11 protein-coding genes are annotated in these 14955 nt (G+C 69.5%); 6 read left to right on the top strand and 5 right to left on the bottom strand.

The window, feature by feature from the left end; genetic code table 11:
* Nucleotides 1–25: 25 nt before the first annotated feature.
* Both BKN51_RS17660 and BKN51_RS17655 read left to right on the top strand, forming a co-directional pair.
* Nucleotides 26–3958, top strand: a complete 3933-nt coding sequence (locus tag BKN51_RS17660) for an alpha-(1->3)-arabinofuranosyltransferase (RefSeq protein ID WP_101608697.1) — start codon at nucleotides 26–28, stop codon at nucleotides 3956–3958.
* A 201-nt stretch (nucleotides 3959–4159) separates the two neighbouring features.
* On the top strand, nucleotides 4160–5014 hold the full coding sequence (locus BKN51_RS17655) for a hypothetical protein (RefSeq protein ID WP_168214340.1): 855 nt from the start codon (nucleotides 4160–4162) through the stop codon (nucleotides 5012–5014).
* Between the two features lies 1 nt (nucleotide 5015).
* Here the strand turns inward: BKN51_RS17655 and BKN51_RS17650 are convergent, their stop codons facing one another.
* Nucleotides 5016–6215 (bottom strand): lipopolysaccharide biosynthesis protein, encoded by a 1200-nt coding sequence (locus BKN51_RS17650; protein ID WP_101608695.1) that lies wholly within the window; start codon nucleotides 6213–6215, stop codon nucleotides 5016–5018.
* A 69-nt stretch (nucleotides 6216–6284) separates the two neighbouring features.
* Here BKN51_RS17650 and BKN51_RS17645 point away from each other — a divergent pair, with 69 nt between their 5' ends.
* Nucleotides 6285–7976, top strand: a complete 1692-nt coding sequence (locus tag BKN51_RS17645) for a hypothetical protein (protein ID WP_101608694.1) — start codon at nucleotides 6285–6287, stop codon at nucleotides 7974–7976.
* Nucleotides 7977–7979: 3 nt separating this feature from the next.
* Entirely contained in the window at nucleotides 7980–8159 is a 180-nt protein-coding gene (locus tag BKN51_RS17640; RefSeq protein WP_101608693.1) for a hypothetical protein, read from the top strand.
* A 925-nt stretch (nucleotides 8160–9084) separates the two neighbouring features.
* Here BKN51_RS17640 and BKN51_RS17630 read toward each other — a convergent pair.
* On the bottom strand, nucleotides 9085–10317 hold the full coding sequence (locus tag BKN51_RS17630) for a glycosyltransferase family 4 protein (protein ID WP_101613281.1): 1233 nt from the start codon (nucleotides 10315–10317) through the stop codon (nucleotides 9085–9087).
* 163 nt (nucleotides 10318–10480) lie between these two features.
* Here BKN51_RS17630 and BKN51_RS17625 point away from each other — a divergent pair, with 163 nt between their 5' ends.
* Nucleotides 10481–11176 carry a class I SAM-dependent methyltransferase gene (locus BKN51_RS17625; protein ID WP_101608692.1) on the top strand — a complete coding sequence of 232 codons (696 nt, stop codon included), beginning with the start codon at nucleotides 10481–10483 and terminating at the stop codon, nucleotides 11174–11176.
* A 12-nt stretch (nucleotides 11177–11188) separates the two neighbouring features.
* Here the strand turns inward: BKN51_RS17625 and BKN51_RS17620 are convergent, their stop codons facing one another.
* The gene (locus tag BKN51_RS17620) at nucleotides 11189–12223 is read right to left on the bottom strand and encodes a DUF3068 domain-containing protein (RefSeq protein ID WP_158255821.1); all 1035 of its coding nucleotides are present in this window, start codon (nucleotides 12221–12223) and stop codon (nucleotides 11189–11191) included.
* Nucleotides 12224–12459: 236 nt separating this feature from the next.
* Between BKN51_RS17620 and BKN51_RS17615 the strand changes: the two genes are divergently transcribed.
* Nucleotides 12460–12840, top strand: coding sequence for a hypothetical protein (locus BKN51_RS17615; protein ID WP_101608690.1), 381 nt, complete (start codon nucleotides 12460–12462; stop codon nucleotides 12838–12840).
* On the opposite strand, the gene BKN51_RS17610 is transcribed toward BKN51_RS17615, so the two are convergent.
* Complete coding sequence (locus BKN51_RS17610) at nucleotides 12837–14015, bottom strand: PucR family transcriptional regulator (protein WP_101608689.1); 1179 nt, start codon at nucleotides 14013–14015, stop codon at nucleotides 12837–12839. The two genes, BKN51_RS17615 and BKN51_RS17610, sit on opposite strands and share 4 nt — an antisense overlap.
* A 145-nt stretch (nucleotides 14016–14160) precedes the next feature.
* Nucleotides 14161–14931 carry a hypothetical protein gene (locus BKN51_RS17605; RefSeq protein WP_101608688.1) on the bottom strand — a complete coding sequence of 257 codons (771 nt, stop codon included), beginning with the start codon at nucleotides 14929–14931 and terminating at the stop codon, nucleotides 14161–14163.
* Nucleotides 14932–14955: the final 24 nt, after the last annotated feature.

The following is a 14955-nucleotide window of genomic DNA, read 5'->3' as shown; positions in this document are numbered from 1 at the left end:
CACGTTTCCGCCTAGTATCTACCGGATGGTAACCGGCGCGATCGTGAAGAAGCCGAGCACGTGGATCGTGCTGGCGCTGACCGTGCTGTCCTTTGTGCAGCGTCCGGGCAGGACGACGTTCGACACCAAACTCGACCTCGCCGTGGATCCGCTGGCCTTCCTCGGCCGGGCGCTGCACCTGTGGAATCCCCAGGCGACGGCGGGGGAACTGCAGAACCAGGCGTACGGCTACCTGTTCCCCATGGGGCCGTTCTTCGCGGTGTGCCAGGCCGTCGGGATGCCGGTGTGGATCGCGCAGCGGTTGTGGTGCGCGCTCCTGCTCTCGGTCGCGTTCGGGGGCGCGCTCCTGGTGGCCCGCGCGCTCAAGATCGGGAACGAACGGACTCGGCTGATCGGAGCAGTCGGGTACGCCCTCGCGCCGCGGATGGTCACCGAAATCGGCTCGCTGTCGTCGGAAATGCTGCCCGCCGTCCTGCTGCCGTGGGTGCTGCTGCCGCTGATCCTCGCCGATCGCATCGGTTCGCCACGCCGTGCCGCCGGGCTGTCCGCGCTCGCCGTGCTGTGCATGGGCGGGATCAACGGCGCGATGGTCGTGATGGCGCTCGTGCTGCCGGGACTCTGGCTGCTGACCCGGAAATGGCGGAGCACGCACGTCGAACTCGTCATCTGGTGGTTCGTCTTCGTCGCGGGCGTGGCGCTGTGGTGGATCCTGCCGCTCGTCCTGCTCGGCCAGTACAGCCTGCCGTTCCTGGACTACATCGAATCCGCGACGAACACGACGGCGCCGATGTCGCTGTACGAGGTGCTGCGCGGGACGAACCAATGGGTCGCCTACGTCGTGCAGGGCACGCCGTGGTGGCCGTCGGGCTGGGCGCTGATCGACAATCCCGTGCTGATGGCGGCCACCGGGCTGGTGGCGGCGGTCGGCCTGTTCGGGCTCGCACGGCGTGGCCTGCCCGAACGACGGTTCCTGGTACTCGGCGTCCTGACCGGGCTGACGCTGCTGACCGTCGGCTATGTCGGGACGCTCGACAGCCCGCTGGCCGAACCCGTGCGGCATCTGCTCGACGGCCCGCTCGCGCCGCTGCGCAACGTGCACAAATTCGAACCGGTGCTGCGGCTGCCGCTGATGCTGGCGTTCGTATACGGCATCACGAGTGCCGCGCCTGCACTGCGGCGGAATCTGCGGCCAGCGCTCGGTGCGTTACTGGTCGTGGTGATGGCCGCGCCGGTGTGGCTGCTGACGCTGCGGCCGGGGCCGGGCTGGGACGAGGTGCCGGGCCATTGGTACGACGCGATGGGCTACGTCGCCAAGGCCGATCCGAACGCGCGGACGCTGCTGCTGCCCGCGACCGGATTCGGCGAGTACGACTGGGGCCGCACCGTGGACGAACCGGCGCAGGCCATCGCGGACAGCCCGTGGGCCGTGCGCAACCAGGTCCCGCTGGGGTCGGAGGGCAACACCCGGCTGATGGACTCGATCGACGCGGCCTTGGCCGACGGCAGAGGGGATCCGGGGCTCGCCGCCCTGCTCGCGCGGTCGGGCTACCGGTTCTTGCTGCTGCGAGGGGACATCGACCGCGCCAAGGTGGGCGCCCCCGACTTCGCGACGCTGCGCTCCGGACTGGCGGGATCACCGGGGATCGGGAAAGCGGCCGAGTTCGGGCCGCTGGAGATCTACGAGGTGAAACGGCCGGTGCCGCTCGTCACCGCGACGTCCGTGAAGGACGTTCCGACGGTGAGCGGCGGCCCGGAGAACCTGCTGCCGCTGATGAATTCCGGGCAGCTCGATCCCGGCACGCCGACGGTGCTGACCGGGGACGGTGGTTCGCCGTCCGGGCGGCGGCTGGTCACCGACGGGCTGCGCCGCGCCGAACGCAACGTCGGCGGGGTGCGGGACAACCTGAGCCAGACGCTGACCGCCGGGGAATCGCCGAGACAGCAACGGGCCGCGCTGGACGTCCTGCCGTTCCCGGGGGAGCAGCATCAGACCGTGGCCGCGTACCGGGGGATCCGGTCGGTCAGTGCGTCGACCGCGGCGTCGTTCGCGGACGCCTTCGGCGGTTCGGATCCGAGTCACCAGCCGTTCGCCGCGCTGGACGGGGATCCGCGGACCGCTTGGCATTCCTCGACCTTCACCGGCCCGATCGGGCAGTGGCTCGAGGTAGAACTGGACACGCCGAGGCTGGTGAACACGGTCGATCTCGCGATGGTCGACGACATCCGCGTCGGCTGGCCGCCGACCAGGATCCGGGTCACCACGGACAACGGTTCCGTCGATCACCAGGTCATCCGGGGCGAAGGGGCGCACACCTACGCGGCGCCGGCGGGCGTGACGCGCAAGGTACGGATCACGTTGCTGTCGCTCGTGGTCGGCAGGCAGGATGGCAACGTCGGCATCTCGGAGCTCAAGATCCCCGGCGCGGAACCGCAACGCGCGCTCGAGGTCCCCGCCGACCTTCCCGAGGGGACGGCGCCGGGTTTCGCTTTCACCCGGGGCCAGCAGCCGAGGTACGCGTGCGTGGCGGACAACGGGCACGTCCGTTGTGATGCCAACGCGGGTCGCGACGGTGAAGAACCGGACGGGATCCGACGGCTGTTCTCGACGACGTCTCAGAGCGCGTACGAGTTCGGCGGCACCGTGCTGCCCGCCGGCGGCGGGCGGTTCCCGGCGGACCTGCCGGGCGTGCGGGTGTCGGCGACCTCGCAACTGGGCGGGGACCCGTCGGCGGGCGCTTTCGCCGCCGCGGACGGGAATCCCGCGACCGCGTGGCTGCCCGACGTCACCGACCTGCGGCCGACGTTGACCCTGGACTGGGCCAAGGCACAGACGATCTCCGGAATCCGCCTCGCCGTCGATCCGGGCGGGACGGCGAGAGCGCCCGCGCGGCTGGAGCTGACGACTCCGACGTCGAGCCGCTCCGTCGAACTCGACGCTTCCGGCGCGGCGACGTTCCCGCCCCTGGAGACTTCGCAGCTGAAGATCGCTTTCGCCGGTCTCGACGACGACCAGCGGACCCGGAACTCGCTGGGAATCGGGAGCCTGTCCCTGACCGGCGCCGAACTTCCCGCTCCGGCCGCGGAATTCACCGTGCCGTGCGGATCGGGCCCGAACGTCCGCCTGAACGGCTTCGACTACGACACGTCCGTGCGCGGCACACTCGCCGATTTCGCCGCGCACCGGCCGCTGACGCTTTCCGCCTGCCCCGACTCCCAGGGCGGCGTCGACCTGGCGGCGGGCGGACACGAACTCCGGACCGACCGGTCCGAGTCCTTCGTGGTCCAGGACCTGTGGCTCAAACCCGCCGGGCAAGCGGTCGCGCCTGCCACGCATCGGGCCGTGTCCGTGGACTCGTGGGACGCGACGTCCAGGACGGTGACCGTCGCGGGCGGCGACGAGTCCATTTTGGCCGTTCCGGAGAACGCCAACGCGGGCTGGATTGCTTCCCTGAACGGGACTCCGCTGGTGAAGACGCGCGTCGACGGCTGGCAACAGGCGTGGATCCTGCCGGCCGGATCCGGCGGTGTCGTCCAGTTCGAGTTCACCCCGGACTGGAAATACCGCTCCGGCCTGCTGATCGGCGCCGTCGCGATCCTGGCGGTGCTGATCGGCGTCCTGTGGCCGGTCCGGCGGCGCCCCGTGTCCACAGTGGCCGGATCCGGGCGAGTGGTCCCGGTGGTGCTCATCGGCCTGCTGGCGGTGCTCGGCGGGATGCTGCCGATCGTCCTGCTGATCGCCGTCCTGCTGGCACGCCAGTTCACCGACCGCGCGCCGCGCTATCTCGCTTTCGGCGGGATGGCCGTGGGGACGCTCGTCGCGGTGGTGGGGCGGCTGCTGGGACACGGTCAGGAGTGGGCCTACGGTCCGGTGACGCAGGCTTCGCTGCTGCTGGCCGCGGCGGCGATGGTGGCGATGTGTTTGCCTTGGTTCGCGGGGCGCGAGGGTGACAGGCTGTGACGGGTGTGTGGAAATAGGGACGTTGGATGTCCCTATTTCCACACAGCCGGGCTTCAACGGACCTGTCACGACTCATAGCACCCGGTTCTTGTCGGTGCCCCGGCTCAAGCTGGACGGGTGCGAAGAGGGGAATGGGCGCAGCACCCACTGTTGACGAGTGGCCCGGCCGTTGTCGGCGTGAAGCGGCTCGAAGAGCTGGGAATGCCCCGAAGAACGATCTGGCGCCGGTGTGAGCCCGGCGGTGCCTGGCGGATGCTGCTGCCTGGTGTGGTGCTGCTCGGAAACGGTGAGCCGACCGAAGAGCACCGGATCGAGGCGAGCCTGCTCCATGCTCGTGAAGGTTCGGTGCTCACCGGTGTGCCCGCGCTCAGGCGATACGGCCTGCGTAACCTCCCGGCCGCCGAGGACGTGCATGTACTCGTGCCCGCCGAACGGACGATCGCCAGTACCGGGTTCGTCCACATCGAACGGACGCGACGCTTGCCCGTGCCACGGATCAGGTCGGGTGTTCCCACCGCTCCCGTGCCGCGAGCGGTGATCGACGCGGCACGCCGGACGCCCGATCCGGACGCGATCGTGGCGATGATGGCCGAAGCGGTGCAAGAGCGTCATTGCCTGCCGTGGGCGCTCGCCGCCGAAATCGACGAGCGGTCTCGAGTCGACGGCAGACTTCAGCGAGCGCTGACGCCGATTCTGCGCGGCGCGCATTCGGTCGCCGAGGCCGACGCGTGGAGTCTGTGGGCGCGTTCAGGACTGCCCGAGTTCCAGTGGAATGTGAAGGTCTTCGATGCGGCGGGCCGGTTCGTGGCGAAACCGGACGGCTGGTGTGACAGGGTCGGGTTCGCCTGGGAGGTCGATTCCCGCGGCTATCACGCCGAGGGTGACCACTTCCGTGCCACTCTCGCGCGAAACGCTCGCTATGCCGCTGCCGGGATCGTCGTCCTGCAGACGTTGCCGTCCCGGCTCCGGTCCGAACCGGACGCGGTCTTGGCCGAGCTCCACGCGGCGTTCAGGAGTGCCCAAAGACGTCCACGTCCCGATGTGCGCGTCCGGTGAGTCAAGCGCGGCGCGACCGCCACTCCAGCACGGCACCGGAAAGCGCCAAAGCCCCCGCACAGCAAGCAGCGACGGTCACCACCTGAGTGGCCGACGAGTGCAGCCAGGTCGTCACCAGCACCGTCTCCACCAGCACGGTCGCCCACATCAGCACGGTCACCCGGCGGTCGCCGGCGGCGAGGCGGGAGAACAGGAGGATCTGCACCAGCGCGAGCATCGAGCCGGCGAGGGCGAACGGCCAGACCGGCATGGTGCTGGCGGCGTAGCCGGGGCCGCCGATGAAGGACAGCAGGCGCGGGCCTGCGACGAGGGAGACAAGGAGGACGAGGGCGTCGAGGGCGGCGCAGACGGCCAGGGCGGCGGGCAGGATGCGGCGCCGGTCGTCGCCGTTCGCGAACCGGGGGAGCACGAGGACACCGACGGCTTGGGGGAGCCAGTAGGCGATCTTCGTGACGATCGCGCCGAGCGCGTATTCGCCCGCCTCGCTCGCGGGGAGGGTGTGGCGCGCCAGGACCAGGTCGAGGTTCACCAGCAGGACCAGCGCCAGCATCGCCTGTGCCGCGTGCAGGACGTCGCCCGCGTGCCAGCCCGCTTTCCGCGGTCGCTGCCGTCCACAGAGGAGCCAGCCGCAGAAGATCACCAGGTACGAGCCGATCGCGGTCCCGGCCAGCGCGCCGGTGGCGTCGCCGCCGATCACGAGGCCGATCAGCGATCCGCCGACCTTGCCCGCGCCTTCGAGCGCCATGAGTCCGGCCAGCCGTGCGAACCGGCCGCTGCCCTGCAGCAGACCGTGGAAGAGGCCGAGCAGGGTCAGCGGGCCGAGGGTGACGGCGAGCAGCAGCGCGGGCACCACGGAATCCAGGTGCAGCACGAAGACCAGTACCGGCGCCAGGATCAGGCCGATCGCCGCGACGATCGCGCTCGTCGTGAGGCCGAGTGCCAGGAGTGTTCCCGTGTCCTGAGGCTTGCGCGCGACGCGCAGCGCGACGACGGTCTGCAGGCCCATCGCGGGGACGACGCCGATCACCAGCACCGCCAGCAGCGAGCTCAGCTCACCGAAAGCGCTCGGAGCGAGCAGCCGGGCGGCGACGATGCTCAGCGCGTAGGCGCCGGCGTTGTTGGCCGCCAGCGCGAGGGAGACGAGGATCGCCGCGACACGCTTGTCGGTCCTGGCCTGATCGACCTCGACGTCTACGCTCAAAGGCGTTCTCCTATTACCGGCGAGTAATCAAGGGACCATAACCGCGATCGAGGCGGAAAGGAAAGGCCGTTGGGCGCACGTGGCGAGCGTTCGGTCCTGGCCGCGGTGTCGGCGGGACTGGCGTTGCTGGTGTTCCTGCCGGTGCTCGGACGCGGCTTCGTCCTGAGCTACGACATGGTGTTCGCCCAGCGTCAGTCGCTCGTCCCGGACGCGCTCGGGCTCGGTTCCGCGCTGCCGCGTTCGGTGCCCGCCGACACCGTGATCGCGCTCGTGACCGCGGTGATTCCCGGCGACATTGTCCAGAAGATCGTGCTGTTCCTCGCACTCTTCGGAGCGGCATACGGCGCGGCGCGGCTGGTGCCGACGGAGCAGCTCGGTACGCGGGTCGTCGCCGCCACCGGCTATGCGTGGACGGCCTATTTCGCGGAGCGGTTGTTCATCGGGCACTGGCCGCTCCTGCTCACCTACGCCTGCCTCCCGTGGATCGTGCGCGCCGCGCTTTCCCTGCGCGACAGCGAGCCGAGGGCACTCGCGCGAATGGTGCTGGCCTGCGCCCCCGCGGTGCTCACCCCGCCGGGCGGGATCTTGGCCGCGCTCACCGCGATCGTCGTGGCGGGACCTCGAAAAATCGCCCACACCATCGGTCTCGCCGTCGTGCTCAATCTTCCGTGGCTCGTGCCCACGCTCCTGCATGAAGGCGGCTCGCTGTCCGATCCTGCCGGGGTGGCCGCGTTCAGCGCCCGCGCGGAAAGCTGGGGCCCGGCGATCCTGAGCGTGCTCGGGCTCGGCGGCATCTGGAACGGCGACGTCGTCCCCGGGAGCCGGGGCGCGCCGATGGCCCCGGTGCTCATCCTCGTCATGGTCGCCGTGGCACTGGCCGGACTCCGCCCCCTGGCGCGAAGGTGGGGGACACCGCCGGCGAGAGCGTTGCTGGTGCTGGGAGTTCTCGGTGTCGTGCTCGCCGCGCTCGCGACACTGCCGTTCGGCGAACCCGTGCTGTCCTGGGCGATGGGACACGTTCCCGGCGCGGGGCTGCTGCGGGACGCGCAGAAATGGGTGGCCTGGTGGGCACTTCCCGTCGCGCTCGGATTCGCGCTCGCGGTGGAGGCCGCCGCTTCCCGGCTGCGGACCGGCGCGGCGCGCGTGGCGCTCGTCGTGGCCGCCGCGCTCTTCCCCCTGCTCACCATGCCTGATCTCGCTTGGGGCGGCTGGGGGAAGCTCGAAGCGGTGCGGTACCCGGAGGACTGGAACGCGGTCCACCGGGTGCTCGCGGAAGACGACAGGCCCGGCGACGTCGTCGCGCTGCCGCTGTCCACGTTCCGCAGGTTCGCCTGGAACGACCACCGGACACAGCTGGACCCGGCGCCGAGGGCACTGCCCGAAACCGTCCTCGCCGACGACACGTTGCGGGTCGGCGGCGAGGAGATCTCCGGCGAGGATTCCAGAATGGACCGTGTCCGCGCCGCGAAGTCGCCCGAAGACCTGGCGGCGGCGGGAATCGGCTGGATCCTGGTCGAACACGGGACGCCGGGACGGGTCGACCCGCGGTTGCTCACCGGCGCGGAACCCGTGTGGTCCGGTGACTGGCTCACGCTTTACCGCACTCCCGGTGTGCCCGTCGTGACCGAGACGGGATCACCGATCCCCGTGGTGCTGGCAAACGGAGTAGCGCTGCTCTCGATCGCCGCCGCACTGTTGTGCCTTAAGTTACCGGTGCGTACATTGAGCCGACGCAGGAATTCCCTGCTGCGGAAGGAGTAGGTCTTGGGCACCCTCATCGGCGCGGCCGCCGCCGTCATCATCGGGCTCGCAACGGCCGCGGGCGGGAGTTACGCGCTGACGAACTCCGCCGATCCGGACGCCGCACCCCAGGTGCAGGCGAAGATCAAGGAGCAGTTCAACCCGAACACGGGCCCCGAGAACGTCATTTACGGCAACCGCTGAGCCGGTGTCCCAGTTCGCCTCCGACCACGCGCAGCGCGTCGTCGGGCTCTACGGCGACCCCACCGTTTCCTGGAGCATCCTCCTGGAAGCGAAGCTGTCTTCGGTACTGACGCCGGAAAAAGCGCGGATGCGGCTGGCGGTCGCGGTCGAGGAGCGGCCCTGGCTCGGGGCCGCTCCCGGCATCGAAGCGGTTCCCGGCGAAGAACTCCCGGTGATCCGGGATCGTTTCGCCGAGGCGCCGTACGAACGCGGTGCGCCGCTGCTCCGCGTCGCTGTCGGCACCGACGAACCCGTCGTGCTGATCGCCGCGCATCACGGCGCGCTCGACGGCCTCGGCCTGCTCGCCGTCCTCGGACTCGCCCTCGACGTCCCGATCTCGTCCGCCGCCAAGGGAATCGGCGCGCGGACGGCGGATCGGTCGTTCCTCACCTCGGCCGTCCAGAGAGTCGCTGAAGCGGTTTTCGCGCCTCCGGCGAGGATTACCCCGGAAAGGGCCGAAAGTGGCCCAGGGGACGTGTTCAGCGCCAGGATCCTCCCTCGCTCACGTCTCGGGTCCTCGGCTTTCGCGGCGGCGGCCGCCGACCTGACCGAGACGTGGAATACCCGGCACGGCGAGAAAACCGCCAGGGTGGTGGCCGCGGTCGGAGCGTCATGGCGAGGCGGCGCCGCGCCCGAACCCGAGCACGACAGCGCCTTCTTCCGCTTGCGGCTCGGCAAGAAGCCGGTCGCGGCCGAAGTGGGCGCGCTGCTGGCCGCCCAGCCGCCGGAACCCGATTTTCCAGCCCGCAGCAGCAGGATCGCCCGGCTGGGCACCCGGCTGCTGGCGAGCAGGCTCGGCTCGACCTACCTGGTTTCCAACCTCGGCATCGTTTCGGCGGCCGACGCGGTCACCTCGATCGCGTTCTACCCGGCGGCCAGCGGCCGCTCAGGCGTGGCGTTCGGCGCGGCGACCATCGGGGACACGAGCACCGTCACCGTGCGCGCACGCCGCAAGGACTTCGACGACGCCGCCACGGCCGGGCTGGCCGACGGGATCGTCGAAGCCTTGCGGCGTCAGGACCCTGGGATGGGGGATGGCCACCCCGGCCACGTCGCGCACGAGTGATTCGAAGCGGTTCACGCTGTGTTCCCAGTCGAACAGGCCGGCCCAGGTGACACCCGCCTTGCCCATCTCGTTCCGGCGCGCCCGGTCGGCGAGCAGTCCGTCCACCTTCGCGGTGAAATCGCCGAAGTCGTCGGCCAGCAGCCCGGTCTTGCCCTCCACGATGGATTCGGCCACCCCGCCCGCCGCCCGGTAGGCCACCGACGGCACGCCGTGCGCGGCGGCCTCCATGATGACGATGCCCCAGCCCTCCTTGACCGACGGGCACAGGTGCAGCCAGGACCGTTCCAGGATCTCGTGTTTCGCGGCCTCGTCCACCCAGCCGTGCAACCGCACGCGATCCTCGACACCGCGGTCACGGGCGTGCTCGCGCAGGACCTCTTCCCACGGCCCCTGTCCGACGACTTCGAGCCGCAGCGTCGGCCAGCGCCGCGCCAGTTCCGCGACGACGTCGATCGCGTGCTCGATCCGCTTGTGCGGCACCAGCCTGCTGACCGCGACCAGCGTCGGTTCCTTCTCCCGGACGGCCTTGCCGCGCGGGGGAGCGTCCAAACCGTTGGGCACCACGGTGACCCGGGATCCTTCGATGCCGAGGCCCGCGAGTTCGCCCTTGGTGATCTCGGAAACCGTGACGTAGCGGCAGTGCCGGAACAGCCACGGCGCGAGCCGGGACTCGATCCACCAGCCGATCCGGCCCACTGTCTCGCCGAGCGCGCTGATCCACTGTTCCTTGTGGACGTGGTGCACGAGCACGAGGACCGGGCAGCCCGCCACCAGCCTGGCGAAGAACGGCATCCCGTTCTGGACGTCGACCACGAGGTCCGCGTGCGCCTTCCGGATCGCCCGCAGCGCGTGGAGGTAGACGCCGAACTTGTTGCCACGGCGGCGATAGCGGACGCCGTCGCGCCACTCCCCGGCGTTCGCGCCCGGATAGGCCGCGCACTGGATCTCCACCCGGTACCCGGCCTTGGCGAGTCCCTCGGCCATCCGCTCGACGTACCTTTCGGAGCCGCCGCCTTCCGGATGGCCGGTGTCGCGCCAGTTGACGAGCAGCACACGTGGCCGTTCCATCGTGGTTCTCCCAACCTGTTAGCGACAATGCTAGGTTACCGGTGCGTACACGGTAGATGAATCATTCTCGGAAAGCGATGGTTCGATGGTCGGTAATCGGTCAGTGACACTCTCGGTGATGCCGCATCGCGCCACTTTGCGCAGATCCGTGACCTTGTTCCGTACTTTTCTCACCGAGCAGACCGATCCGGACGGTTTCTACTCGGTGCTCGCCGAGGACTCCGTCAGGCAATTGGCCCAGCACACTCCGTTGAACGGCCGCACCATCGCCGACGTCGGCGGCGGACCAGGCTATTTCTCGGACGCCTTCCGTGCCGCCGGCGCCACGTATCTCGGGATAGATCCCGACGTCGGCGAGCTGACGGCGCGGGGAGAGGCCGGTGAGAACATGGTCCGGGGCAGCGGGACGGAACTGCCGGTGCGCACCGGATCCGTGGACATCTGCTATTCCTCGAACGTGCTCGAACACGTTTCCGAACCCGAGGTCATGCTCGCCGAGATGTGCCGGGTGACCAAACCCGGCGGGACGGTTTTCGCCTCGTTCACGCCGTGGTATTCACCGTGGGGCGGTCACGAGACGGCGCCATGGCATTTCCTGGGTGGCTCCTACGCCCGGCGGCGTTATCTCGAAAAGAACGGGAAGGAGCCGAAGAACAAATTCGGGGAGAGCCTTTTCGCCTTTTCGGCCGGCGCGGCCATCCGGTGGGGGAAGGCCACGCCGCTCGCCGATCTCCAGGAGGTCTATCCGCGTTACCACCCCTCCTGGGCCCAGTGGATCGTGCGGGTTCCCGGCGTCCGGGAAGTCGCGTCGTGGAACTTGGTGATGGTGCTGCGCAAGCGCTAGTTGTTGCCAGTGCTAGTGGCGCGAAGGTGCGGGGCGGCGCTTCACCAGAAGGAAGACCCCGAGCGCGAGGAAGGCCGCCCCGCCGATCCCGAGCACGATCGGCCCGGTGCTCCCGATGAAGTCCAGCTTGCCCTTGTTCTCGCCGACCTGCTTGACCATCGCCTCGACGGTCGCCTCGGTGAAGGTCAGCTTGCCGTCGAAGACCACCGTGGGTGTGGGATTCGCGGCCGACCGGAGTTCCTGGTGCGACCGCTGTTCCTGCTTCACCTGGATCCCGGTCACCGGCTCGATCCAGCTGGTGACGGTGCCCTGGTAGAACTGCCCCGCCTCGACGGAGTCCCCGGTGGCGCCGATGAGCGAGCCGGGCACCTTCTTCGTCGAGATCTTCGTGTCGGGGATCTCCTGGACGAACTTGTAGACCTCGACGCCCTTGATGTCTTCGACGCCCTTGAACCGGGCCTGGACGGCGCGGCCGGTGTTGTCGTCGTAGACCTGGTAGTCCTTCTGCTCGGTGTCGAAGGGGAACTTGAAGTTCAGGCCGGGCTGCGGCTTGTACTCCTGGATCTCCTCGGGCTTCTCGTTCTCCTTCGCGGCCTTCTCCTTGAGCTTCGTGACGAAGCTTGAGTTGCGGGAGCACTTCGACTCCTGGTCGCCGCCCGGTGGCACGTAGCCCTCCGCTGTGCGGCGGTCGAAGCAGACCTGCCGTTTGCTCGCGCTGACCACGGTCTGGTCGCTGGTGTCGACGACCGAGACGGCCAGCAGCCACACCGCGACGTCCGTGCCCTCCCGCATCTCCGGCGGCGCGAAGTTCGCGATCACCCGGGCGGTCGCCTTCAGCTTGGCGTCGTCACGGATCTCGGTGACGGTCTTGCCGTCCTCGGTCTTCACCGCGAGCACCTTGGACGCGGTGCCTTCGAGGACCGACGTCGATTCCTGGTTCAGTGGCACTTTGGCGAGTTCGGGCTTCACGTAGGTCGGCAGCAACACCGCGCCGGCGATGGCGAACACCCCTAGTGCCAAGAAGATCAGGCTCAACGCACGTCGCAACGGTCCTCCTGGTGAGACCACGGAAAATCCACATTACCCATCGGTAATCGGTCGCCAGATAGTGGCTGGTGGACCGGTCAGCGTCAAAGGTGTGACCGACGGTCATAGGTACGCCGCAGGGCCGGAAGGCGGTACGGGTGCCGCCATTCGGCGCAGGCAGCCAAACATGTTTGTTCCCGGGAACAACGTGAGCGGGACCACCATCGGACGACTTCCGGTGCGTGGAAAGGAACTCTGTGCCGCAAGACCCGAACGATCCCCGCGCCCTGGACATCGGCGCGTACTCGGACTCCATCACCGACGTCGAACTCCGCGACGCTGTCGCGGACGTCGCCGCGTTGCTTTCGTTGCACGGCAACGTGATCCGCGACCTCGACGCCAGGAGATCACGGTGGCGTCCCGGACGGCGGTCCCCGCATCCGGACATCGTGCTGTCCGCGGCCGGGCGCCGTCCACAGTGGACGAGGTCCGCGAATCCCGAGGTGACCCTGCCGGTCGCCACGACCTCGCGCGGCCGCACGCTCGCGGTACGGCTCACCGCGCGGCCCGGTCTCGGGCACACGCTGCTGGACCTCGCGAGGATCATCGACGCCGACATGGCGCCGGACAGGCGCTAGCGCGCGTCGTCCGCCAGCCGGACCGCCTCCAGCGCGACGTAGAGCTCGCCGACGTCGACCGGGTCGGACAGGTCGCGCCTGGTCAGTTCCTGCACCCGGCGCAGCCGGTAACGGACCGTGTTCGGGTGGACGATCAGCCTGTCCGCGGCCTCCTTCGCCGAGCCGTGCCCGGCGAACCACGCGACCAGCGTGTCGAGCAGGACGTGCCGTTCGGCCTGGGGGAGCACCAGGATCCCGGTGAGCACCGAGCGCACGACGTCCCGCGACATCGCGGGCGCGCTCGCGACCAGCGTGGTGACCGGCGAGTCGCCGAAGACGGCGACGCCGGTGGTGCCGGTGGACAGCGACCGGCGGGCGATCCGGGCCCGGTGCACCGCGTCCGGCACTTCGAGGAAGCCGTTGAACGGCCTGCTCATCCCCACCGCCAGCGGCAGGGCGCCCAGTACGTCGCGCAGCCGCCGGACGTCCTCGACGCGGTCGATCACGACCAGCCCGGTTTCGGCACCCGGCCGCCACGCCGACTTCCAGCGCCGCGCCCGCAGCAGTGCCTCGACGCCGGGGCGCTCCTTCGGTTCGACGGCTTCGGTCACGACGGCGACGAACGTGCCCGCGGCCGGGAGATCGAGTTCCTTCGCGGCGTTCTCGAGCTCGGCCTGGGTGGCGAACCGGCCCTGCAGCAGCCCGTCGAGCAGGGCGAGCTTCTCGTGGGAAAGTTCGGCGGCGACCTCGCTGTACGCGGTGGTCAGCGCGTCGGAGTAGAGATCGATGGTCTTCCACACGTTGGAGTTGATCTCCACCGTGCGGGCGGGGTTGATGAAGCCGGGGCCCGCCAGTTCCAGCAGGCGCTCGTAGACGAAGATGCCGCCGATGCGGAACGCGCGGAGCACGGACGGCAGCGGGATACCCTGCCGGGCCTGCGCCAGACCGGTCTTGCGGGCCGCGTCGAGCGGGAGCCCCCGGCCCTCCACGAGCGCCGTCAGCGCCCGCTCGAGATTCGCGCGGCAGACCTTGCGCAGCTCGTCCGGCGCGGTGCTGTCCACCTGGTGGTAGAACTCGTCCTCGTCGCTGAGCAGCCGGGCGAGGCGGTCGCTGAACTCGGGCAGCCGGGTGAGCATCGCCTGCATGAGCACACGCTGCTCCCGGGGTGCGGGAGTAGCGAGAGCCTCGGTGCCCATCCGTCAACTCTAACCCGACGGAGTGGCCGATTTTTATCACGATGCGACGAAAGGGCTGTTTCCGGTGCTGGGCGCGCCTGACAAGAAGGAACGCCGCCGGACGAAGACCTCTTCGTCCGGCGGCGCCCCCAGGTGGCCCGGGTGATCAGTGGTTGATCTTGAACCAGGGCTGCGACCAGCCGAGATAGGTGTAGTTCCACTTGCTCTTGATCTGCGCGATCGTGGTCTCGGTGAAGCTGCCGGGGCCGTTGATGTCGTTCGACAGGAACTTGCCGTCGCCGATGGAGATCATCGTGTGCCCGGTGCCGCCGTTGCTGAAGAAGGCGAGCCCGCCCGCGGGGACCTGGGTGTCACCCGGGTGCTTGTACGAACCCGGGAGCTGGGTCCAGTGGACGTAGGCCGTCTCCGAGCCGCTCGCGGTCCAGCCGTAGGCCCACGAGTTGATCCGGTCGCACCAGCGGTAGTAGTCCGGGTCGTTGTTGGTGTGCACGTGTGCCTTGGCCCACGCGACGGCTTGCGCGCAGGTCCTCGGGTTGCCGGTGCCCGCGGTCGAGCAGGAGAGGGTGCTGCCCGCGCAGTTCGGGGCGACCCGGCCGTCCGAACCGGTGTAGACGTAGGCGTCGCTGATGTAACCGCCCTTGGACGGCACGTAGTCCCAGATGTCGGTGGTGCCGTACTTCCCGGTCACCGTCGAGCCGTTCGTCTGGCAGTCGATGGTGACGGCGGTGCCGCTCGCGACCGTGCCGACCGCGCTCCCGCCCGTGCTCGGGGTCGACCGGACGGTCACGGCGACGCCGGAGTCGGTGTTCACCGTGCCCGTCGCCGCCAGCGCCTCGCCCGCTCCGCCGAGCATGATCGCCCCGGCCATCGCGATCGCGCTCATGGCGCCGCCGACGATCCTCGATCGGATCTTCATTGCTGTCCTCCAGTGGTTTCCCCA

The organism is Amycolatopsis sp. BJA-103, assembly GCF_002849735.1.
Classification (GTDB): Bacteria; Actinomycetota; Actinomycetes; order Mycobacteriales; family Pseudonocardiaceae; genus Amycolatopsis.
This window is presented reverse-complemented; position numbering and strand designations above follow the sequence as displayed.

Bases quoted from the DNA above. Each gene is read 5' to 3' on its own strand.
- BKN51_RS17660 (WP_101608697.1), top strand. From the start codon at position 26: ATGGTAACCGGCGCGATCGTGAAGAAGCCGAGCACGTGGATCGTGCTG.
- BKN51_RS17610 (WP_101608689.1), bottom strand. From the start codon at position 14,015: ATGGGCACCGAGGCTCTCGCTACTCCCGCACCCCGGGAGCAGCGTGTG.
- BKN51_RS17655 (WP_168214340.1), top strand. From the start codon at position 4,160: ATGCCCCGAAGAACGATCTGGCGCCGGTGTGAGCCCGGCGGTGCCTGG.
- BKN51_RS17605 (WP_101608688.1), bottom strand. From the start codon at position 14,931: ATGAAGATCCGATCGAGGATCGTCGGCGGCGCCATGAGCGCGATCGCG.